This is a genomic window from Pseudomonas sp. ABC1, assembly GCF_013395055.1.
Taxonomy (GTDB): domain Bacteria; phylum Pseudomonadota; class Gammaproteobacteria; order Pseudomonadales; family Pseudomonadaceae; genus Stutzerimonas.
In genome coordinates this window covers 3,215,947-3,237,973 of sequence record NZ_CP058349.1, presented here as the reverse complement: position 1 = coordinate 3,237,973, position 22,027 = coordinate 3,215,947, and the positions used below count along the sequence as shown (strand labels likewise).

The following is a 22,027-nucleotide window of genomic DNA, read 5'->3' as shown; positions in this document are numbered from 1 at the left end:
TAAGCCTATTGTTTACGGCGAGACCAGGCTGACAGTTCCTTCATCAACTCACGCTCCTGCCGGGCGATGGCGCGCAAGCTCTCTGCGATGGGGCGAAAGTCCGGCGCTTCACCCTTGGCACGACTGGCCCGCACACAACCCGAAGCGAACTGACGCCAGTCGTCGCCGATGGCGGTCAGGCGCCGCGATGCCTCGCGCAGTTCGGGCGCTCCGATCTTCTCGCCAGCCTCTTCGAGGAAAGACGCGTACATGAAACGGAAACCGGCGCCCCCGGTACCGATCTCCTCCTGCATGCGCACGATGTGCGTGAGGTACAGGCGGTTGTACTTGGCCTGCGTCGGATCGAGGCGTTCAACCTGGCTGGCCAGGTGGTCAATGCCACGGATACCGATCCAGGGCAGCGGCATGCCATCGAGAATGCGCGTGGTCGACAGCACGCTCTTGCGCACCAGGCGCGACCAGTCCTGCTCCAGCGGCACATCGTCCAGCCAGTACATCAGCCCCTTGGCCGCCAGCGCGCCCTTGGCGAAGCGCGCTTTCTGCAAATCCGCTCCGGCGCAGCGCACCGGCTCTTCGAACACCGGATCGCTGATCAGGTATTCGTCACCCTCGCGGCCATAGGCCAGCAGGTTGTGGGCATTGAAGTGAAAGCGCATCTCCGGCGGGAAATACGGCAACCAGAACACCGAACTCTGCAGGCCGGCCAGGCGGCCGCTGTCGAGCAGCGTATCCAGCGCCTGGCGGCCCCGCTCCGGCGAGTTGAAGGTCTGGCTGTGCAGACGTGCGCCCAGGCGTTTGCTCAAGGTCTTGATCAGGTGCCGGGGCGGCATGCGGTAGGCGATCAGCGGCATGCCGCTGAGCTTGACGATCGGCAGGTAGGCGAACGCCAGGCCGGAAGCCAGGCCGAACGCCATCGGCTCGCTCATGGGCAACCCGGCGTGGGTCAGCAGGCTGGCCATGACACCACTCTCGCAGTGGGCGCTCTGTCTGTGCTGGAAAGCCGTCATGCCGCATCCTTCTGGTAATCGATCAATTGCTCGACGGGCAAACCGAAGGCCTCGGCATAGCGCGCCAGTAGCGCAGCGCCGAGGCGGCGGTAGACCTGCGGGCGAAAATGCCGGCGAATGCGCCAGCGCCACAGCCCGGTCACCTGGGCCAGGGCCGGCTCATCCAGGCGATAGCGGTACATCAGGCATTGCAATGGCGAGGCTTCACCACGCCGCCAAGCGGCTTCGGCCTCCGCCTCCAGGTGCTGCAACTCGGCCAGGGCCTGGCGCGTGGAATAGGCTTCGGCGTCCCAGCCCGTGCTCTGCGCGCCCTGGTAGTGGCCTTTCTCGTCCACCGCGTAGAGCAACTTGCTGTGTCCGCCATAGATGGAATTGGCGTCCTGGGGCACTTCGTCAAGCTTCATCGCCAACCACCGTCAGATGCATGAAGGCACTGGAAAAACGACCGCTCTCGGGGATGTAGCAGAGCAATGTCTCTCCACTGCGCAGGCGCCCGCTGTTGAACAGCTCTTCGAGGATCAGGTAGATCGAGGCCGAGCCGACGTTGCCCTTGCGGGTCAGGTTGGTGAACCAGCGCTCCTGGGGAATCGCCAGGCCAACCCGCTGCAAGCCTTCGGCCAGCAGGTCGCGGAAATACTCCGAGGAATAATGCGGCAGGAAGTGATCGATCGCCTCGGCACGCAGTTCACGGCGTTGCAGGATGCGCGCAAGGGTCTCTTCGACGGTGTAGCGCACGATGTTCTCATTGAGCAACCGCACGTCCTGCTTGACCGCCATCAGCGACAGCCGGCTGCGCTGCTCGCTGTCGAACAGGGCCCAGCCGCGCAGTTGCCCATCCACCTTCTCCGCGCCGGCATACATGCAGGCGGGCAGGCGGTCGGCGAAGGACAGGATGTCGATCCAGTCGACGCGCAGACTCAGGCCCCGGGCGTTGGGACGGTCCTGCAACCAGACGGCGCCAGCGCCGTCTGAAAGCATCCAGCGCAGGAAATCCTTCTCGAAGGCGATCTCCGGATGCTGTTCAAGCTCATCGACGCGGCTCTCGTACTCGCCGTCGAAATTGCGCGCATGCATCATCCCCGAGGCCACTTCCGAGCCGCAGGCGACGGCATTGCGACTCTCGCCACTGGCCACGCTGAGCCAGGCGTACTTCATCGCGGTCACACCACACAGGCAGATACCCGCGGTGGTGACCACCTCGCAGGACGGATTGCCCAGCTCGCCATGCACCATCACGGCATGGCCCGGCATCAGTTGGTCCGGCGACGAAGTGCCCGCCACCAGGCAGTCCAGGCTGTCCAGTTCGAAGCCAGGGCCAGCCAGGCCGCGCACCGCCTGGGCACTGAGCTGGGCGTTGTTCATGGCGGGTTCGCCGGTGGCCGGGTCGATCACATAATGGCGCTGGCGGATGCCATTGCGCCGCAGCACCAGCTTGCGGGCCCGTGACGGGCGGCCACCGACCTGGCCGAGGCGTTGTTCCATATGCTCGTTGTCGACGGCGTCGAAAGGCAGGCAGGCGCTGATGCGGTTGATGAAAACGGGCTGTACCACTGTCACTCCTTTACGGGCTACTCGCCGGAAGGCTGAGCGAAATAGGCTCTTTCACGCTGTGTGCGCTCCCGCGACAACGGGGCCAGCAGTTTTTTCAACAGGGCACCCAGCGGCACCACGGTCAGGATCAGGCAAATCAGGAAAGCGATATAGAACACCAGGCCGATACCCCGGCGCAGGCTGTCCTGCGGACCCAGGGCGGACAACAGGCGCCCCCATACCTGGAAACTCCGGTTGCCGACCCGCTCGCTGGCGATCAGCTTCTCATCGACCCGCACCGCGCCCAGGCCTTGCAGCATGGGCTGGCACACCGGGCGCTCATCGGCCCGCAAACGCACGCGCATGGCCTCGCCAAAGCGTTGCGCCGCCGTGATCTCTTCATCGGCGATACCGGCACGGGGCACCCAGGACCAGGCCTTGCGCCGGCCGGTGAACAGCCACAATGGCGTCGCCAGGAAGCTCGCGGCAGTACCGCAAGCGTCGGTCAGGGCGATATTATCCACCAGTCGCGCGCCCAGCTGTGCCAGTCGCGCCTTGACCTTCTCCTGCGCCATCAGCCACATGTTGCGGCAACCGATCAGCGTCACCACCGGCGTGTCGCGCAGCAGCCTGACCGCCTCGGGCGAGGCCAGGAAGCTGGTCAGCGGCAGCGACGGCGACAGGAACCAGACCTGATAGGCGAGGATCACCAGATCGTAGTCCTTGTCCGTGTCGATCTCGAACGGCAGCAAAGGCTGCGGGCGCATCAGCACGGTTTCCGGGAAGACGCGGAAGAACTTCAGGAATGGCCAGGGAAAGGGAAAGGGCTGCGCGGGGTGTAACGCCAGGAAATCGACCTGGATACCCTCGTCGGCCTGCAATGGTGCGCAGACCGAACGGACCAGCCGATCCAACTGGCCGGTCTGGGAAAAATGGACGACTAGAACCTGCCGCATGCCAAGAGGATCCCCTGCAAAATGGGCCGGATTATGCCACAGAGAATTCTTCGAACTGTAATAGGCCTGCTGCTATTGCCCGGCACGGCATTGGCGGGCGATCTGCTGGTGCGGGTCGAGGGCAGGCAGGCCGAGGGCAGCGTCCACCTGGCGCTGGTGCCCGCCACGCAGAAAACCTGGGAGCCCGCCCTCTATCAGGCACAGAGCGATTCAACGCTGGTGCGCCTGCCCCGACTGCCGCCCGGCGAATACGCCATCCAGTTGTTCCAGGACAGCAACGGCAACGGGCACCTCGACCTGAGCCCGCGAGGTATTCCATTGGAGCCGGTCGGCTTCTCCAACGACCCGTCGCTGTTCAACGGCAAGCCACGTCCGGGCAAGAGCCGCTTTATCCATGGCGATGCCGATAGCGAGATTGTCATTCGTCTGCATGGGCCGGGGCGGTCGCGTAGCGAGTAATCAGGCGCAGGGAGGTGGAGGAATCGGGGTGGAGGCTAAACAATATTGGCTGGGCTTTTTGCGTACACCCGCAGCATTTGTGGTGACTGGGCCACCGGTTGCGCCCTTACGGCGCCTCCCTTTCTTTGCTCGTGCAAAGAAAGGAAGCAAAGAAACACGCCCCCAGTCATACGGCCCCTGCGCTTCGCTACGGGGTTCCTTCACTCCGGCATCGCTCCGGGGGCCGGCGTTCAGCCTTCTGAAAGGGGGGGGATGCTGCGTCTATAACATCCCTTGCAGACAAGACCTAAAGACAAACTTCAATCAAGTCTGTTTAATTCGATCTTCCAGTCACCGCACGCTTCACCACCCCCATCAGGAGGCCGAGCGGAATCGTCGTGTAAGGGGTTGAGCGGCAGGGATGCCGCGAGAGGCGCGATGGGCCATGGATGGCCCTTCGCGGCGTGCCCCTGGAACGGCGATGGAGCGAGGGAACCCCGTAGCGAAGCGCAGGGGCCGTATGCTGGGGGCGCATTCTCTTTGGTCACTTTCTCTTGTGCGAACAAGAGAAAGTGACTCGGCGTAAGGCCGAAACCGGTGGCTCAGCCACCACAAGGCTGACGGGTGTACGCCAAAATACCAAGACAACACTGCCCATCCAGTTTCACCCTTCATACAGCACTTGCCCTGAGCACTAGGCCGACGTGGTGGCCCGAAGTGGCCTTTCTTGCTAATGTCGCGCCACCTTCAGATACCGCCTTGAACCACAGGTTTGCCAATGGCCCGCAAGAAAGCCACCCTCGATTTTGAAAAATCCCTCGCCGACCTGCAACAACTGGTCGAGCGCCTGGAAAGCGGCGAGCTGTCGCTGGAAGACTCGCTCGCCTGCTTCGAGCAAGGCATCGGCCTGACCCGTGAATGCCAGGCCGCCCTAGACCAGGCCGAACAGAAAGTGAAAATCCTGCTGCAACAGGACGGCGACTTGCGCGAGCAGCCATTCGAGGCGGACCCGCAGGCATGATCGGAGACTACCAGCGCCACTGCCAGGAACGTGTCGACCACTGCCTGGACAGCCTATTCACACCGCCCCTGCCCCAGCTCGAACGCCTCTACCAGGCCATGCGCTACAGCGTGATGAACGGCGGCAAACGGGTGCGCCCGCTGCTCGTTTATGCCGCCAGCGACGCCCTGCGCGGCGACCGCGCCCAGGCAGATGGCGCCGCCTGCGCGGTGGAACTGATCCACGCCTACTCGCTGGTGCATGACGATCTGCCGGCCATGGACGACGACGACCTGCGCCGTGGCCAGCCGACCACCCACAAGGCCTTCGACGAAGCCTGCGCGATCCTCGCGGGCGATGGCCTGCAAAGCCTGGCCTTTGAGACCCTGGCCGAAGCACGCTTCAACCCCGCCGACCCGGCCTTGCGCCTGCGCATGTTCAGCACCCTGGCACGGGCGGCAGGCTCCGCCGGCATGGTAGGCGGACAGGCCATCGACCTGGGCTCGGTCGGACAGCGCCTGGATCAGGCCGACCTGATGCGCATGCACCGGCACAAGACCGGCGCACTGATCGAGGCCAGCGTGCGCCTTGGCGCACTGGCCAGCGGCAATGCCGACCCGGCCAGCCTTGACGCCCTGCACCGTTATGCCGAAGCCGTCGGCTTGGCCTTCCAGGTGCAGGACGACGTGCTCGATGTGGAAAGCGACACCGCCACCCTCGGCAAGACCCAGGGCAAGGACCAGGCCCACGACAAACCCACCTACCCGGCCCTGCTCGGCCTGCAAGCCGCCAAGGACTATGCCCGCGGACTCTGCGCCGAGGCACAGCAGGCCTTGCAGCCGTTCGGCGAACACGCCCAGGCGCTATCGGAGCTGGCGCGCTATATCGTCGAAAGGAAGCACTGAAAGCAGCCGCCAATTTTTACGCTCAGGGATCCGAGCGCAAGGCCAGAACGTCAAGCCTTGAACAGCTTTCCAACCGCTTCCAGCACCCGCGCCAGCGCCCCCTGGTTGCGGCGTAGCACGCGCAAGCCGGCCCGGCTCATCGCTGCGCGGCGGCCGGGCTCCTGCTCCAGCGTTTGCAATGCCTGGGCCAGGCCCTCGTCATCGGCGACCTCCAGCAAGGCCCCTTCTTCGCGCAGCTGTGCGGAAATATCGAGGAAATTGAACAGGTGCGGGCCGCTGAGCACTGGTTTACCCAACGCGGCCGGCTCCAGCAGGTTGTGCCCGCCATTGGGCACCAGACTGCCGCCGACGAAGGCGATATCCGCCAGTGCATAAAGAAACAGCAACTCGCCCATGGTGTCGCCGAGCATGACCTGGGTGTGCAATTGCACCGGCTCCCCACTGGAGCGCCGCACGGTATCCATCCCCTCGCGCCGGCAGAGTTCGAACACGCTCTCGAAACGCTCCGGATGACGCGGCACCAGGATCAGCAGCGCCTGCGGGGAATAGGTCAGCAGGCGCCGATGCGCCGCCAACACGATTTCGTCCTCACCGGCATGGGTACTGGCGGCGATCCAGACCGGCCTTGCACCGGCTTGCCAGCTCTCGCGCAGCGCATCGGCACGGGTTGATAGCAGGGCATCGAGTTGCAGGTCGAACTTGATCGACCCCGTCACATTGACCGCTGCGGCCCGCGCGCCCAGCGAACGAAAGCGCTCGGCTTCGGCCTCGGTCTGCACCGCGATCAGCGACAGCTCGGCCAGCATTGGCGCGGTCAACCGGGCAAAACGGGCATACCCCCGCGCCGAACGCTCGGAGAGCCGCGCGTTGATCAGCGCCACCGGAATCCCGCGTCGATGGCACTGATGGATATGGTTCGGCCAGAGTTCGGTTTCCATCACCAGCGCCAGTTTCGGCCGTACACGGTCGAGAAAACGGGCCGCCGCCCAGGGCAGGTCATAGGGCAGGTAGCAGTGCTGCACATGGTCACCGAACAGTGCACGGATGCGCTCGGAGCCGGTCGGCGTCATGCAGGTCAGGGTGATCGGCAGGTGTGGGTAACGCGCCATCAACTCACGTACCAACGGTGCGGCGGCGATACTTTCCCCCACCGAGACCGCGTGCAACCAGATACCACCTGGCTGGACATCCGACAGCCCGATGGCGAAGCGTTCGCCGATACGCTGCGCATAGGCCGGCGCACGCCTGGCACGCCAGAACAGCCGCCCCAGGATCAAGGGCAGCACGAGGTGGAACAGCAGGGTATAGAGAGTCCTATTCATGGGCGGGGAGCTTATAAGCGGCCAGCGGCAAACGCCAGAGCGGCGCCGCCGCTGGGAACGTATCCGCCTGGATTGAGTTCGCAATACGTGATGCACCTCACAAAACAGAGCACGGTCATGTGACCGGCTCCACACTTTCCGCCGCCAGCCCTTGAGCCCCGCGCAATCCAGCCACAACCTGCCGACCACACGGACAGCAGCGGCTAAAAATGCACCATGAGCGAAGACCACGACTCCCCCTGGAAAGAAGCACTGGAAGTGTTCTTCCGGCCATTCCTGCAACTGCTGTTCGCGGATATCGAAGCCATGATCGACTGGCGACAGGCACCGGTTTTCCTCGACAAGGAGCTGCAAAAGATCACCGGTGCCGCCGAAAACGGCAGGCGCCACGTCGACAAACTGGCCAGGGTTCGCCTACAAGATGGTGTAGAACACTGGCTTTTGATCCACACCGAAGTGCAGGGGGAGCCGCAACGCGATTTCGCCGAGCGGATGTACCGCTACTACAGCCGTATCCGCGAACGCTACCGAGGGTCAGTGATAAGCCTGGCCGTACTGACCGATACCGATCCGACCTTTCGCCCCGGGCACTTTTCCAGCCATATAGCCGGCAGTGGCATTACCTTCTACTTTCGCACCTGCAAACTGCTGGATTTCCAGGCGGATATGGACAATCTGCTGCACAGCGACAACCCCTTCGCACTACTGGTGGCGGCACAACTGACGGCCAAGCTGATCCGTGATGGCAGGCAGCGCGCCGACAACCTGATCGGTTTCTATCGCCTGGCCATTGAGCAACGCCTGGATCGACAACTGATCGGTCGCCTGGTGATCTTCCTGGAATGGATGGTGGCCTTGCCGGTCGAGGCCGGTGGCTACTACGATGCACAAATCACCCAGCTACAGCAGGAGGCCATCATGCCTTATGTCAGTTCATTCGAGCGCAAGGCCCAGGCCAAGGGGTTCGAGCAAGGCATCGATAAAGGGCGCATCAGCGCACTACAGGAAACCCTGCATAAACAGCTATTTCTCAAATTCGGAAATGTGCCTGCCGATATAGAACAGCGCCTGGAAACCGCTACGGAGTCCGAGTTGAAACGATGGGCGGAGCGGATTCTGTTCGCAGGGCAGTTGCCTGAGGTTTTCGCGGAAACCTGAAGCCTCTGCATCTGGCACCCTTTCGCCGCACGCTGCGCGGCTGCGTATGACGCGTCCAAGGCATTCAAACCCTGTCATGGCTTGCCGCTGACTACCGCCTTTATCTCGAGAGGCACAGTCGGCTCGCTACGCGGCAGCCATAGCGCCAGCACACCCAGCAGCGGCAGGTAGGCGCAGACCTCGAAGAGGTAGACGATCCCCTTCCAGTCCGCCAACAGCCCCAGCACCGCGGCGGCAATGCCGCTGATGCCGAAGGTCAGGCCGAAGAAGAAGCCGGCGATCAGGCCAATGCGCTGCGGCATCAATCGCTGTGCATAGACGATGATGATCGGGAAGGCCGATGCCATGGTCACGCCGATGGCCACCGACAGCAGGATCGCCCCGTCCAGCCCGACCCGCGGCAGCAGCAGGGTGAACGGGCAACTGCCGAGGATCGACAGCAGGATCACCGGACGCTGGCCGAAGCGGTCGCTGAGCGGGCCGCCGACCAGGGTGCCCACGGCCACGGCGGCGAGAAAGACGAACAACTGCAATTGCGCCTGGGCCGCGTTCAGTTCGAAACGCTCGATCAGGTAGAAACTGTAGTAGTTGGCCATGGCTGCCAGGTAGACGTACTTGGAGAGGATCAGCACGCTCAGCAGCAGCATCGCCCTGCCATGCACACACCCCTGGGCTGGCCGATAAGCCTGTACGGGCGCGGCCAGGTAGACAGCCAGGCGCGGCCGCAGCCAGAGCAACAAGCCACCGCCACACACGGCGAGCAGCGGCAACCATCCCAGCAGGTCCAGCCCTAACGGCGAGATCAGCAATGCGATCAGCAAGGGTGCCAGCGCCGAACCGATATTGCCGCCCAACTGGAACACCGACTGTGCCAGCCCATGTCGCCCGGCAGAGACCTGCCGCGCCGCGCGCGATCCCTCCGGGTGGAACAGTGAAGAACCCAGCCCCAGCAGCCCGGCCACCAGCAGCAGCCCGGCGAAAGACTCGGCGAAAGCCAGCAACACCAATGCCAGCCCGCTGAACAGCATCGCCAGAGGCAACACGCCAGTGCGAGGCCTGCGATCGCCCCAGGCACCGACCAGGGGCTGGCACACCGAGCCGACCAGGTGAAAGACGAAGGTAATCGCGCCCAGTTGCCCATAGCTCAGACCATGGGCCTCGCGCAGTTGCGGATAGAGCATCGGCAGCAACGCCTGCAGCATATCGTTGAACAGGTGCGCGGCACTGATCACCAGCAGCAGCGACCATGCCAGTGGGCGGGTTGTCGGCATCTGAAGGAAAGGCTTCGGAGGGATTTGGGCCGCTATTCAACGGTGACTATTCATCCGGCGCCAATGCGTTTTCATCATAGTTTTTTTGCCATTCCGACATAATCGCGCGGAGCGGCACCAGCCCTCACTCATGCATTAAAAATATAAGCAAATCATTTTTTATTATTTAAATCTTCAATCATTTTCCCCGAATGTGCGGCCGCCGAGCAGTCGAATCGACGGAGTCCCACATGAGCATCACCTACCCAGCCTTCCTGGCCCGAGCCTTTTACCCTGTGGCGAAGCAGGGCCTCGCCCTGCTGGCCATGCTCTGGATGGTCCAGGCAGCCTGGGGCGCGGGAGAAATCCGCATCGCCGTCTCGGATATCGGCGCCACAACACGCCACAGTGGCGGCGGCCTGGTGGACGTGCTCTACGCACAACAGTTGCTGGAACGGGAGTTCGCCGAAGACGGTATCCAGGTGCGCTGGGTCTTCATCAAAGGCGCCGGCCCACTGATCAACGAAGCCTTCGCCAACGGCCAGGTCGACCTCGCCTACCTGGGCGACCTGGCCAGCATCATCGGCAGGTCCGGTGGACTCGACACCCGCGTGGTCGCGGCTGCGGCGCGTGGCGTCAACCATTACCTCGCCGTGCGCCCGGACTCCAGCATCGAGACCTTCGCCGACCTCAAGGGCAAGCGGGTCGGCCTGTTCCGAGGCACCGCCGCGCAGCTTTCCTTTATCGACGCCCTGCGTACGGCCGGGTTGTCCGAGCGCGACCTGCGTGTGATCAACCTGGACTTCGCCGCCGCCAGCGCGGCCCTGGCCGCCGGCCATATCGACGCCACCTGGGGCGGCAACAATGCCCTGGCACTGGCTGAACGCGGCCTTGCCCGACTGCCCCTGTCGACCAAACAGACCGAGGACGGCGCAGGCCAACTGAGCGGGCTGGTACTGGCCACCCAGGCCTTCGCCGAAACCCACCCGGACTGGCTGCGCCGACTGCTGGAGGTGCATCGCCAGGCAGCGGCCTGGGCCAGCGACCCGGCCAACCTCGACGCCTACCTCGCACTGCAATCCCACCAGAGTGGCTATCCGCAGAGCCTGCTGCGCGCCGAACTGGACGGTGCGCCCCCCCTGAGCGAACTGCTGTCGCCGGAACTGGACGACGGTTTCGTCAAGAAACTACAGGCATCCGTCACCAGCGCCCGCCAGGCCGGACTGATCCGCCGCGACATCGACCTGCAGCACTGGCTGGCCCCCGAATTCCTCGAGCAGACCCGCGCCACAGCCACCCCCTGAGCACGCGGTCGCCCCACCCCTGCTTGCCCCACCGCCCGGCCCTACCGGCGGCGGGCGCTACACGAACGCAATAAAGGAAAGACCATGAAATACCTGCCCTCACTGATCTACCTGGCCGGCGCCCTCGCCTCGACCCAGGGCTTCGCCGCAACGACACCCGCGCAAGGGAAAACCGCCAGTGACAGCGCTCCGCGCCTGAAGACTGTGCGTGTCGAAGGCCAGCGCCAGCAACAGGACCCGCAACGCACCCCCAGCGCCGCCACCGTGATCGACGGCGAAGAATTGCAGCGCCAGGGTATCCAGTCCCTGGAGGACCTGCCGCAACTGGCGCCCGGCCTGGACGTGGCAGTGGTCGACCCCTTCGACACGCGCCTGACCATCCGCGGCATCGGCGACGGCGGCGGCACCGAGATCAACATCGGCATGCCCAGCAGCGTCGGCCTGTTCCTCGACAACGTCTACCTGAGCCGCCCCGGCATGCTCTCCAACGACCTGCTGGATATCGAAAGCGCCACCGTGCTGGCCGGCCCGCAGGGCACGCTGTACGGCTACAGCACCACCGGCGGCGCCATCGACATCCAGACCCGCAAGCCGACCTTCGAACCGGAAGGGTCGATCCGCCAGTCCTTCGGCCAGCGTGGGCACACGCAGACCCAGGCGATGTTCTCCGGCCCGCTGAGCGAAACCCTGGCCGGTCGTATCAACCTCTCCCACAGCGAGCGGGGCGGCTACGTCAAGAACCACTACAGCGGCCATGAACTGGGCGGCAGCCTCAAGGACGGCGTGCGCGGCCAATTGCTCTGGGTACCGGCCGACGACTTCAGCCTGCGCCTGATCGCCGACTGGAACGACGCACGCAACGCACCGGTGGCCGTACTGCACTCCACCAACCTGACCAATGGCCGCGACCTGTTCCTCGAACGTGCCGCTCGCGCCGGCGCCAGCCCGGTGGTCGGTGGCGTCAACACCGATGACGAGAACCACACCCGCCTGCAACAGAGCGGCCTTTCCGCCGAGGCCAACTGGCTGCTGGACGGTGGCTACAACCTGCGCTCGACCACCGCCTTCCGCTACTTCGGCTACAAGCCGAGCACCACCGACACCCTGGACATCCCGCTGTACTCGGACAGCGGCGCCGATGTGCGCGACCGCATCTGGTCCCAGGAAATCCGCCTGGATTCGCCGCGCGGCGAGCATTTCGACTACGCCCTCGGCGCCCTCTACTTCGGCGAGAACCTCGACACCTACGCCCACGACAACTACGCCGACAACGACCAGGCGGCCACCTGGTACGGCAACCGCAACCTCAACGGCAAGCTGGTACAGCGCTGGGGCGAGATCGACGAGCGCATCTTCTCGCTGTTCACCCAGGGCACCTGGCACGTCACCGAGCGCTTCGACATCACCGCCGGCGTGCGCGGCACCCACCAGCGCAAGGCCGGCTCCTTCGTGCGGGTCAACCGCAACGACTTCAACTCCGGCGACCTGGTGCAGCGCAAGTTCCTGCCTTCGGGCCTGCTCAACTTCAGCTACTGGTTCCAGCCGGACGTCCAGGGCTACCTGACCCTGGGCTACGGCGAGAAAGCCGGCGGCCTGAACATTTCATCCGGTGCAGCAGGCCGAGCCGGCACCGAGAGCCTGTTCATCCTGCCCGAATCCACCCGTGGCGCCGAACTGGGCCTCAAGAGCAAATGGTTCGACCAGCGCCTGAGTGCCGACGTGGCACTGTTCTGGTCCCGCGTGAAGGACTTCCAGACCAACGCCTACGACGAGGAATTCCAGACCTCCTACCTGATCAACGCCGGCAGCATCCGCTCCCGTGGGATCGCCGCCGCCATCGGCCTGTACCCGGTCGACGGCCTGAGCCTGAACCTGGACGGCACCCTGCTCGACGCCAGCTACATGGAGTTCGACAACGCCCGCTGCCCGGCGGAAGTGACCCTCAGGGGCAATGCGCCCGCTACCTGCGACCTGTCCGGCGAGCAGGTATTCCGCTCGCCCAAGGTCACCTACAACCTGACCAGCCGCTACGACTGGCGTGCCAGCGACGACCTCGACGCCTTCCTGCAGGCACGCTGGAGCTACCGCTCCTGGGCCTATGGCACCGTCGACAACTCGCGCTACACACGCATCCCCGGCTATGGCCTGCTCAACCTCTCGGCCGGTCTCGGCGGGCAATACGGCGACGGTCGCTGGAACGCCTCGGTGTGGCTGAACAACGCCCTCGACAAAACCTACTACCGCACCCTCAGCGCCGGTAGCTACGGCGAGGTGTACGGCAACCGTGGCGAGCCGCGCACCCTCGGCGTCACCCTGGGATATGACTTCTAGGCCGTGGGATGGGGCAAGTCGCCCAGCGACGACCCCCATCCTGCGAGAACGCCTCTTGAAAGACTCGTGAAACACGTCGGAACGGATCTCGCCATGCCCAAGACCTTCTCCCGCCGCACCTTCGTCAAGGGCAGCAGCCTCGCGGCGCTGGCCACACCGCTGCTGGCAGGCGCCACACTGGCCAGCCCGCGCAATGCAACCGGCACGTCCACCACAGGCGTCGCCCTGCACTGGCTGTCCGGCAAACCGCCTGCGGCCCTTGCCGGCGTCACCTGGGGCACGCCCTGGCCACGCGGCCAGGTGGCGGCCGGCAGCGGCTTCGAACTGAGCGACAGCCGTGGACGAACCTTCGACCTGCAGAGCTGGCCGCTGGCGTACTGGCCGGACGGCTCGCTGAAATGGACGGGGCACGCCCTCGCCGCGCAGGACGTGCCGGATGTCCAGTATGTGCTGCAACCCGTGGCCCGCCCCGCCGCACCCGGCAAGCCCCTGGTCACGGAAAGCGCCACAGCCTTCGTGCTCGATACCGGCCCGCTGCGCTGCGTGATTCCACGCCAGGGCAGCCAGTTGATCAGCGAGATCCAGCGCCAGGGCCAGCCGGCCCTGCAGGGAGGCGAACTGGTGCTGCGGGTGCAGGGCGACCCGGACCAGCCCGCGCGGGAAACCCGGCATTACCGCAGCGAGATACGCGAAGCCATCGTCGAGCAACAGGGGCCGGTACGCGCGGTGATCGCCCTGCACGGCGTGCACCGCGCCGGCGATGGGCGCAGCCTGCTGCCCTTTACCGTGCGCCTGTATGCCTACGCCGGCTCCAGCGCCCTGCGCCTGCTGCACAGCATCGTCTACGACGGCAACGAGCGGCAGGACTTCATCCAGGGCCTGGGCCTGAGCTTCCAGGTGCCGTTGCAGGCGCCGCTGCATGATCGTCATGTACGCTTCGTCGGCGCCAATGGCGGTCTGTTCAGCGAGGCAGTGCGTGGCCTGTCCGGGCTGCGTCGCGACCCCGGTGCGGGCGTGATCGACGCACAACGGGCCGGGCGCACGACGCCGCCGCTGAGCGAGCCGGTGGCCAGCGGCCTCGGCTATATCCCCGCCTTTGGCAGCTACCGGCTGCTGCAAGCGCACCCGGATGGCTTCTCCATCGCCAAGCGCACCGCCAGCGGCCAGGGCTGGATAGCGGCAGCCAGTGGCGAGCGTGCGGCGGGTGTCGGCTACCTCGGCGCCGCCGACGGGGGCGTGGTATTCGGTATTCGCAACTTCTGGCAGAGCTACCCTGGCCAACTGGATATCGAGGACGCCCACACCGACCAGGCCAGGGTCACCCTCTGGCTATGGGCACCGCAGGCACAGCCGATGGACCTGCGCTTCTACCATGACGGCCTCGGCCAGGACAGCCACGCCAGGCAGCGCGAAGCGCTGGACATCACCTACGAAGACTACGAACCCGGCTTCGGCTCGCCACTGGGCGTGGCCCGCACCAGCGAACTGGAGCTGGAGTTCGTCGATGCCACGCCCTCCAGCGAGCGGCTGCTGGCCATCGCCGAGCGTATCCAGGAACCGCCGCTGTTACTGGCCAGCCCCGAGCGCCTGCACGCCGCTGGCGTGTTCGGCCCGGCCTGGTCGCCACGCCGGCCCGGCGAGGTGCCCCTGGAAAGCCAGTTGTCCTGGTACTTCGAGTTCTACCGCGACGAGGTCGAGCAGCGCCGCTGGTACGGCTTCTGGGACTATGGCGACGTCATGCACACCTACGATGGCGACCGCCATGTCTGGCGCTACGACGTCGGCGGCTATGCCTGGGACAACTCCGAACTCTCCACCGACCTCTGGCTCTGGTACTACTTCCTGCGCAGCGGCCGGCGCGATGTGTTCCGTATGGCCGAGGCAATGACCCGGCATACCGGTGAGGTGGACGTGCACCATATCGGCCCGTTCGCCCCGCTGGGTTCGCGGCACAACGTGCGCCACTGGGGCGACAGTGCCAAACAGTTGCGTGTCTCCACCGCCGCCAACCGGCGCTTCCTCTATTACCTGACCGCCGACGAGCGCACCGGCGACCTGCTGCGCGCGCAGAACGAAGCGCTGCGCACCCTGCAACGGGTGGTGCCCGCACGCAAGATCGGCCAGCGGGCCGCGGCGGACCCACAACAGGTCAATCTGTTCTTCGGTATCGACTGGGGCGCGGTCGCCGCCGCCTGGCTGACCGAGTGGGAGCGCACCGGCGACGACAGCGTCCGCCAGCGCCTGCTGAACAGCATGCGCAGCATCGCCGCCCAGCCCCATGGCTTCTTCAGCGGTTCGGCGGACATGCACATCGACAGCGGCACCTTCCAGCGCAACGACAGCGGGCAACTCTACGTCCTGCACCTGAGCGCAGTGTTCGGCCTGGCGGAAATCTGCGGCGAACTGCTGCAACTGTTGCCGGAGCCCAGCTTCGAACAGGCCTGGCTGGACTATTGCCGGCTCTATAACGCCACACCGGATGAACAACGCCAGGCGCTGGGCCAGCCCCTGCAAAAAGCCAATCTCAAGCAGGCCCACGCACGCCTCAGTGCCTTCGCCGGTTACTGGCGCCATGACACGGAGCTGCAAGCGCGCGCCTGGGCCGAGTTCCACACGGGCGAAGGCGGTATTCCTCGCCCCAACCAGCGCCTGCGGGAGATCGCCCTGCCTGCCTACCTGCACCCCGTGCGCGAGGCCGAGCCGGTGTCCGTCATCGACCAGAACTCCGGCAGCACCCATGACGCCAACCTGTCCACCAACGCCGTCGCGCAATGGGGCCTGACCGCCATCGCACTGTTGGCCCTGGCGAGGCCGGCGCGTTGAACCACCCCTTCATGACAGAGAACAATCGCATGCCCACCCGCGTGACCACGGCACAGCCACTCGACCACGAAGCCTGCGCCCCCGAAATCCTCATCGAGGATGATTTCCAGCGTTTCTCCAGCCAGCGCTGGCGCGTGGAAGCCCAACACCCGGACACCCGGGTCGACGTCATCGACGGGCACCTGATGATCGACAGCCCGCAGGGCGTCACCGTCTGGCTCGACCAGCCGCTGGAGGGTGCCTACCGCATCGAGTTCCAGCGCCAGGTGCTGCTGGGCGACGGGCCGAACGACCGCCTGTCCGACCTCAACCAGTTCTGGGCCGCCCGCGACCCGCGTCGCGACACGCTGTTCACCCGCAACGGCATCCTGGAGGAGTACGACGAACTGGACCTGTACTACGTCGGCATGGGTGGCAACGGCAACGCCACCACACGCTTCCGTCACTACGACGGTTCCAGCGAACGGCCGCTGCTGGGGGAGTACAGCGACCCCGAACACCTGCTGCAAGCCAACCGGCGCTACCACATCGCCATTGAGGTGGATGCCAGCGGCACACGCTTTCTGGTCGACGGGCAGCCCTTCTTCGCAGCACGCCACCAGGGCACCGACGGTAGTGGCCATTTCGGCTTCCGTTCGGTCTGGTCGCGCCAGCTCATCAGTCACTTCCGGGTGTTGCGCCTTCCCCAAGCCAATGCGCCAGGAAGTCACGGGTAAGCGCCAGGGCGCGACGGTTGCTGTCGCGCGTGAGTGACGGCGCCTCGCCGACCAGGCTGTGCCCCACACCCGCCATCAGCTCCAGTTGCACCGGGGCGCCCTGGCGGCGCAGGGCCTCGGCCATGGCCTGCGATTGGGCATGGGGCACGACCCGGTCGCTGTCGCCATGGATCAGCAGGCTCGCCGGTGGCCGCTGGCCGACCTGTGCGCTCGGGCTGGCCTGGCGCAGAAGCGGCCCAGGACACTGCCCTGGCACACAACCCAGCAGCCTGCCCGCCGCTGCCGCGATGGCCGGATAGTCCGGGTCGGCCAGCAACGCCGGCAAGTCGTAGGCGCCGAACCAGCCCACCAGCACCAGCACCGGCAGCGGCCCCTCCAGTGCCGCCAGGCTCGCCAGGTGCGCCCCGGCCGAGGCGCCCCACAGCGCCACCCGCGTACGGTCGATGCCATAGTGCCCGGCCTGGCCGTCAAGCCAGCCCATGGCGGCCCGGATATCCTCCAGTTGCGCAGGGAAACCGGCCTCGCCACTCAGGCGGTACTCCACCGATGCCACCACATAGCCCTGCGCCGCCAGGCCGGCCAGCACCTGCGGAAAATCCTCCAGCGCCCCCAGGGCACGCGAATGCCCGCCAGACCAACCGCCGCCGTGCACGAACAGCACCAGTGGCCTGGGCTTTGCCGAGGTCGGCGGCAGGTACAGGTCCAGGGTCAACGGACGGAAACTCTCGGGCCGCGCATAGACCACCGCCGGATAGCCCCGCACCCCCTCGGCGAATGCGACTGCCGTGCGGGGATAGGGATCGGCCTGCACCGGACGCGCAGCCACCGACGCCGTGGCAGTGAAATCGTCGGCCAATACCGACTGCCAGCAGAGCAATCCGGCCAACAGCCAGGGAAGCCGCCGGTCAGGCATCGTCCGCACCGGCCTCGCGCGCCTGCAACTCGTTGTCAGCAGTGAGAAAGCTTTCGATCAACGCCTGCGCCGGGTACGACAGCCGATAACCGGCGCGGCTGATGATGCCGTAGTGGGTGAAGAACTCATCGGTCTGCATATCCAGCCCGGCGACCTTCAACAAACGCAAGCCGCCCTCGCCCAGGTAGGGATTGCTGGCGCTGATATTTGTGGTGCCGATGGCGTCGGAGTGCTGCACCACAGCGATCAGGCTGTAGCCGTTCTCGCACTCGATACTGGTCTGGAAATCCGGCTTGCCGCTCAGCTCCACCAGCGCCTTGCGCAGGTTCGGCGGGCGGACCGTGCCGGCGATCGGATAACTCAGTAACTGCTCCACCGTCACTTCCTCGAACGCGGCCAGCGGGTGTCCGGCGCGGCAGCAGAAACCCCAGCGGTGGCGGCTGAGGGGCTGCACCTGATAATCCGGGTCGACTTCGAAATTGCGGCAGTCGGCGACGATGAACTCGAACTCCTCGGCCAGCAGGCGCTGGCTGAGCACCTGCCAGTTGTCAACCTGGAAACGCAGGCGCACCTTGGGCAGACGCGCCGTGAACAGGCCGATGGCCTGGGGCATCAGCCAGGCGGCCGGGGCCGGTCCGCAGGCAAAGCGCAACTCGCCGGCCTCCTGCTCGTTGAACTGCTGCACATCGTTGATCAGCTCGTGCACGTCGCCCATCAGCCGCCGGGCATGCTCCAGTACCACCAGCCCCTTGCGTGTCGGTTCGAGGTTACGGTTGCGGTCCACCAGGCGTGCGCCAAAGCCCTGCTCCAGCGCCTGGATGCTGCGACTGAAGGCCGACTGGGAAATGTTCACGGCCTGGGCCGCCAGGGTGAAGTTGCGGTGTTCTACCAGGGCGATGAAGTGCCGCAACTGGCGAAGATCGATATGCATGGAACGTGGACCGCGGAAGAATGACGGCGGCCTACTCTGCACATCTATCAGTTCTTTTAGAAGTAACTAAAGGGCATAAGCTGAAAGCCAGGGCATCGAGACGACGCAAGCCAAAATCCTGTCGAAATTGCACCAGAGCGTCAGATTTCCACTCTCCAGTGACTTTCCGGCCCCAGTTTCCGATTACCAGACCTTCTGAGTCAGTCTTGCATCTCGTATACTGCCGGCAATTTCCCCACCGAGAAGAGCCGAGCGCTGTGAAGCGGCCATCGTCAGTCAAACCCGATAATTTCTTCCTGCTGCTCTACCGTGCCCTGTTCCAGCGCCGTGTGCCGCTGGTTCTGCGTATCGTCAGCCATACGCTACTACTGGTCGCGCTGGCCCTGGCGATCTATGCCTGGGTCATGGGCATGCAGTTCAAGAGCGCCATGGAGCAGCACGCCAATGCACTGGGGCAGAGCCTGGTTTCGCAGACCGCCGCGTCGGCCACGCAATCGCTGGTGGCCAATGACATCCTCAGCCTCAACGTGCAGTTGAACAACCTGGTGAAGAACCCGCTGGTCGCCCATGCGGCCATCTACAGCGTCGACAATCGCGTCCTCGCCGAAGCCGGCAATCGCCCGGCCCAGGGTTTGCTCGGAGAAGAACCGGGGCTCTACTCCTCGCCCATCAGTTTTCAGGAAGTGATCGCGGGGCACCTGCGCCTCAGCCTGGACATGCGCCAGTTCCAGCAGCCGATGACCATCAGCCTGCAGAGCATGGGGCTGCTGGCGCTGATCCTGCTGGCCCTCAGCCTGATCCTGAGCATGCGCCTGGGTCGGCAGTTGTCCCTGCCCTTGTTGCAACTGCGCCAGTGGCTGCGCGACCCGGACGAGCACGCGCCCGGCGCCGGGCGCCAGGATGAAATCGGCGACCTCGCACGCCAGCTCCAGGCCCGTCTGGTCCCGGAGAAGCCTGCGCCCGAATACGAACTGGACGATGCGCTGGAAGATATCCTCGACGCCCCCGTACAGCCGGCACCTCCACTGCCAGCCAGCACCCAGGCGAGCGGGCTGTATGCCGAGACCGAAGCCTCCGGCCCGCATTTCAGCGAAGACATCGACGATTTCGACGACGACCCACCGTTCGAAGCCGCACGCCGCCAGCCCTCCGACAGTTTCAGCGCACCGCCGCCAGCTCCACGCCCGGTCAAGAGCGCGGTACTGGCCATCCAGCTCGGCGGCCAGGAGCAACTGCGGCGTTTGCCACGCGAGCGCCTGACCGACCTGCTGCAGCATTACCGCGACAGCCTGCAACAGGCCGCCTCGCTCTATCAGGGCCACCTGCACACCCTCACCGACGGAAGCAGCCTGATCATCTTCCATGCCCAGGACAATCCGCAGGAGTACCTGGTCCAGGCGCTGTGTTGCGGCGAACTGATGCGCGCACTCGGCCATGCCTTGCAGATCGAAGTGCTCGACAGCGGCATCACCCTGCAACTGCAACTGGCCCTGACCCAGGGCGAAAACCTCTACGGCCTGAGCCAGGGCGACCTGTTGCTCAGCCAGTCGGCCCAGGACGCCCTGGCCATGTCGCTGCACAGCCGCAACCTGCTGTTGCTGGAAAACGCCGTCGGCAAGGACCCGTTGCTGGGCAGCCGCGCCCGGATCCGCGCCATTGCCAGCCCGGAGAATGCCTACTGCGTCGAACGCCTGCTCGACCCTTACCCAGCCCTGCTGGAGCGCCAGTTGGCGCGCATGCACGAACAACGTTCGCACTGACCCCCGGCGCCCGCCCACGACGATCGAGCGTCGGACTGGCGGGCGGCTATTCACGTAGGGTGCGCCACGCGCACCTGAATGAACGACGCTGCCATCCCCTACCCGCCCCGGGTGGCCCTGCGTATTTCTCCGGAAACTTTTGACCACGCCGCCTGACGCCGTTTAGTCTCAGCGCCTGCTTTCGTTCATCAGGATCCTCGACATGCTGCGCAGACTCCCCGTGGCCATCGCCACCGCCCTGTTGCTCGGCGGTAACAGCTGGGCGGAAAACGCCCTTCCCCCCGCGAGCAAGAGCGACCTGCTCAGCGTCTACCGCGAAGCCTTGAACAACAACGCCGACCTGGCCGCGGCCAAGTCGCAGTTCCAGGCCAGCCAGGAAGCAGTGCCACAGGCACGCGCCGGCCTGTTGCCCAACCTCAGCGCCTCGGCCGAAGTCGGCGACAGCCGCACCACCATAGACACCCAGCAGGGCTCGCAGTCCTTCTCGCGCAGCGGCAACGCCTACCAGGCCAACCTGAGCCAGCCGCTGTTCCGTGCCGACCGCTGGTATCAGTTGAAAGCCGCCAAGGCCAGCAGCGAGCAGGCTGCCCTGGAATACTCGCTGACCGAGCAGAACCTGATCCTGCAAAGCGCCCAGGCCTATTTCGCAGTGCTGCGCGCCCAGGACAACCTGGCCGCGGTAAAGGCCGAGGAAGCCGCCTTCAAGCGTCAGCTCGACCAGGCCAACGAACGCTTCGAGGTCGGTCTTTCCGACCGCACCGACGTCCTCGAAGCCCAGGCCGGCCACGACACCGCCCGCGCCAACCGGATGATCGCCCAGCGCCAGGTCGACGACGCCTTCCAGGCACTCGCCACGCTGACCAACCGCCAGTACCTGGCCCTGGAAGGCATCCTGCACAGCCTGCCGGTCCTGCCGCCACTGCCCAACGATGCCCAGGCCTGGGTGGAAACCGCCGCCCGCCAGAACCTTTCGCTGCAAGCCAGCGACCAGGCGGTGGTCGCCGCCGAGCAGACCCTGCGCCAGCGCCGCTCCGGCCACGCACCGACCCTGGACGCGGTGGCCTCCTACCGCAAGGGCGACAACGACACCCTCGGCTTCAGCAACAGCGCCGCCGTGGCCACCCGCTACCGGGGCGACGCCGAGCAAGGCAGCATCGGCCTGCAGTTGAACATCCCGCTCTACAGCGGCGGCCTGACCAGCTCGCAGACGCGCCAGGCCGGCTACCAACTCGACCAGAGCGAACAGCTGCGCGAGAGCCTGCGCCGGCAGATCGTCGAGAGCACGCGCAACCTGCACCGGGCGGTGAACACCGATATCGAACAGGTCCAGGCACGCCGGCAGTCGATCGTATCCAACCAGAGCGCCCTGGAAGCCACGGAGATCGGCTACCAGGTCGGCACCCGCAATATCGTCGACGTGCTCGATACACAACGTCGCCTGTTCGCCGCCGTTCGTGACTACAACAACGCTCGCTATGACTACATCCTCGACAACCTGCGCCTGAAGCAGGCCGCCGGCACGCTCAACCCGGGCGACCTGCAGGAACTGGCCAGCTACCTCAAGCCGGACTACAACCCCGACAGCGACTTCCTGCCACCGGACCTGTCCGACAGCGTTGGCCGTCCGGTTCGCCTGGATTGAGCGACGGCGAAGCAGGCAAGGCATCCTGCTTCGCGGCTTGC

At 65.4% G+C, this 22,027-nt stretch carries 18 protein-coding genes; 10 read left to right on the top strand and 8 right to left on the bottom strand.

Annotated features, from left to right (window positions below):
* Positions 1 to 5 precede the first annotated feature (5 nt).
* From HW090_RS14170 to HW090_RS14155, 4 genes are read right to left on the bottom strand one after another with little or no spacing between them, the layout of a single operon-like run.
* Positions 6 to 1,007 carry a BtrH N-terminal domain-containing protein gene (locus tag HW090_RS14170; RefSeq protein WP_179114123.1) on the bottom strand — a complete coding sequence of 334 codons (1,002 nt, stop codon included), beginning with the start codon at positions 1,005 to 1,007 and terminating at the stop codon, positions 6 to 8.
* Positions 1,004 to 1,411: a hypothetical protein gene (locus HW090_RS14165; RefSeq protein ID WP_179114122.1), complete on the bottom strand. Its 408-nt coding sequence runs from the start codon at positions 1,409 to 1,411 to the stop codon at positions 1,004 to 1,006. The genes HW090_RS14170 and HW090_RS14165 overlap by 4 nt, the downstream gene beginning before the upstream one ends.
* Entirely contained in the window at positions 1,401 to 2,558 is a 1,158-nt protein-coding gene (locus HW090_RS14160; protein WP_179114121.1) for a beta-ketoacyl-ACP synthase III, read from the bottom strand. Before HW090_RS14160 ends, HW090_RS14165 begins: the two co-directional genes overlap by 11 nt.
* A 17-nt stretch (positions 2,559 to 2,575) precedes the next feature.
* Positions 2,576 to 3,493 (bottom strand): dialkylrecorsinol condensing enzyme, encoded by a 918-nt coding sequence (locus tag HW090_RS14155; protein ID WP_179114120.1) that lies wholly within the window; start codon positions 3,491 to 3,493, stop codon positions 2,576 to 2,578.
* Positions 3,494 to 3,526: 33 nt separating this feature from the next.
* On the opposite strand from HW090_RS14155, the gene HW090_RS14150 reads away from it, so the two are divergent.
* The 3 genes from HW090_RS14150 to ispA all read left to right on the top strand — a co-directional run bounded on the left by HW090_RS14150 (position 3,527) and on the right by ispA (position 5,836).
* Positions 3,527 to 3,952: a DUF2141 domain-containing protein gene (locus tag HW090_RS14150; protein ID WP_179114119.1), complete on the top strand. Its 426-nt coding sequence runs from the start codon at positions 3,527 to 3,529 to the stop codon at positions 3,950 to 3,952.
* Between the two features lie 757 nt (positions 3,953 to 4,709).
* A complete protein-coding gene (locus HW090_RS14145; RefSeq protein ID WP_179114118.1) occupies positions 4,710 to 4,952 on the top strand; it encodes an exodeoxyribonuclease VII small subunit in 243 nt (80 codons plus the stop codon).
* A complete protein-coding gene (ispA, locus tag HW090_RS14140; RefSeq protein ID WP_179114117.1) occupies positions 4,949 to 5,836 on the top strand; it encodes a (2E,6E)-farnesyl diphosphate synthase in 888 nt (295 codons plus the stop codon). The genes HW090_RS14145 and ispA overlap by 4 nt, the downstream gene beginning before the upstream one ends.
* A 50-nt stretch (positions 5,837 to 5,886) precedes the next feature.
* Here the strand turns inward: ispA and waaA are convergent, their stop codons facing one another.
* Positions 5,887 to 7,158, bottom strand: coding sequence for a lipid IV(A) 3-deoxy-D-manno-octulosonic acid transferase (waaA, locus tag HW090_RS14135; RefSeq protein WP_179114116.1), 1,272 nt, complete (start codon positions 7,156 to 7,158; stop codon positions 5,887 to 5,889).
* A gap of 216 nt (positions 7,159 to 7,374) precedes the next feature.
* On the opposite strand from waaA, the gene HW090_RS14130 reads away from it, so the two are divergent.
* A complete protein-coding gene (locus HW090_RS14130; RefSeq protein WP_179114115.1) occupies positions 7,375 to 8,316 on the top strand; it encodes a hypothetical protein in 942 nt (313 codons plus the stop codon).
* A gap of 74 nt (positions 8,317 to 8,390) precedes the next feature.
* On the opposite strand, the gene HW090_RS14125 is transcribed toward HW090_RS14130, so the two are convergent.
* Positions 8,391 to 9,587: an MFS transporter gene (locus tag HW090_RS14125; RefSeq protein WP_179114114.1), complete on the bottom strand. Its 1,197-nt coding sequence runs from the start codon at positions 9,585 to 9,587 to the stop codon at positions 8,391 to 8,393.
* Between the two features lie 230 nt (positions 9,588 to 9,817).
* Between HW090_RS14125 and HW090_RS14120 the strand changes: the two genes are divergently transcribed.
* The 4 genes from HW090_RS14120 to HW090_RS14105 all read left to right on the top strand — a co-directional run bounded on the left by HW090_RS14120 (position 9,818) and on the right by HW090_RS14105 (position 16,740).
* Positions 9,818 to 10,870: an ABC transporter substrate-binding protein gene (locus HW090_RS14120; RefSeq protein ID WP_256930677.1), complete on the top strand. Its 1,053-nt coding sequence runs from the start codon at positions 9,818 to 9,820 to the stop codon at positions 10,868 to 10,870.
* An 84-nt stretch (positions 10,871 to 10,954) separates the two neighbouring features.
* Positions 10,955 to 13,201, top strand: coding sequence for a TonB-dependent receptor (locus HW090_RS14115; protein WP_179114113.1), 2,247 nt, complete (start codon positions 10,955 to 10,957; stop codon positions 13,199 to 13,201).
* Between the two features lie 93 nt (positions 13,202 to 13,294).
* The gene (locus HW090_RS14110; protein ID WP_179114112.1) at positions 13,295 to 16,024 is read left to right on the top strand and encodes a Tat pathway signal sequence domain protein; all 2,730 of its coding nucleotides are present in this window, start codon (positions 13,295 to 13,297) and stop codon (positions 16,022 to 16,024) included.
* 11 nt (positions 16,025 to 16,035) lie between these two features.
* On the top strand, positions 16,036 to 16,740 hold the full coding sequence (locus tag HW090_RS14105) for a DUF6250 domain-containing protein (RefSeq protein WP_256930676.1): 705 nt from the start codon (positions 16,036 to 16,038) through the stop codon (positions 16,738 to 16,740).
* Here HW090_RS14105 and HW090_RS14100 read toward each other — a convergent pair.
* Both HW090_RS14100 and HW090_RS14095 read right to left on the bottom strand, forming a co-directional pair.
* Positions 16,682 to 17,653, bottom strand: a complete 972-nt coding sequence (locus tag HW090_RS14100) for an alpha/beta hydrolase fold domain-containing protein (RefSeq protein WP_179114111.1) — start codon at positions 17,651 to 17,653, stop codon at positions 16,682 to 16,684. The two genes, HW090_RS14105 and HW090_RS14100, sit on opposite strands and share 59 nt — an antisense overlap.
* Positions 17,646 to 18,584, bottom strand: a complete 939-nt coding sequence (locus HW090_RS14095) for a LysR family transcriptional regulator (RefSeq protein WP_179114110.1) — start codon at positions 18,582 to 18,584, stop codon at positions 17,646 to 17,648. Before HW090_RS14095 ends, HW090_RS14100 begins: the two co-directional genes overlap by 8 nt.
* A gap of 257 nt (positions 18,585 to 18,841) precedes the next feature.
* On the opposite strand from HW090_RS14095, the gene HW090_RS14090 reads away from it, so the two are divergent.
* The gene (locus HW090_RS14090) at positions 18,842 to 20,344 is read left to right on the top strand and encodes a histidine kinase (RefSeq protein ID WP_179114109.1); all 1,503 of its coding nucleotides are present in this window, start codon (positions 18,842 to 18,844) and stop codon (positions 20,342 to 20,344) included.
* A gap of 202 nt (positions 20,345 to 20,546) precedes the next feature.
* Positions 20,547 to 21,986 carry a TolC family outer membrane protein gene (locus tag HW090_RS14085; protein ID WP_179114108.1) on the top strand — a complete coding sequence of 480 codons (1,440 nt, stop codon included), beginning with the start codon at positions 20,547 to 20,549 and terminating at the stop codon, positions 21,984 to 21,986.
* The last annotated feature ends 41 nt before the right edge of the window (positions 21,987 to 22,027 follow it).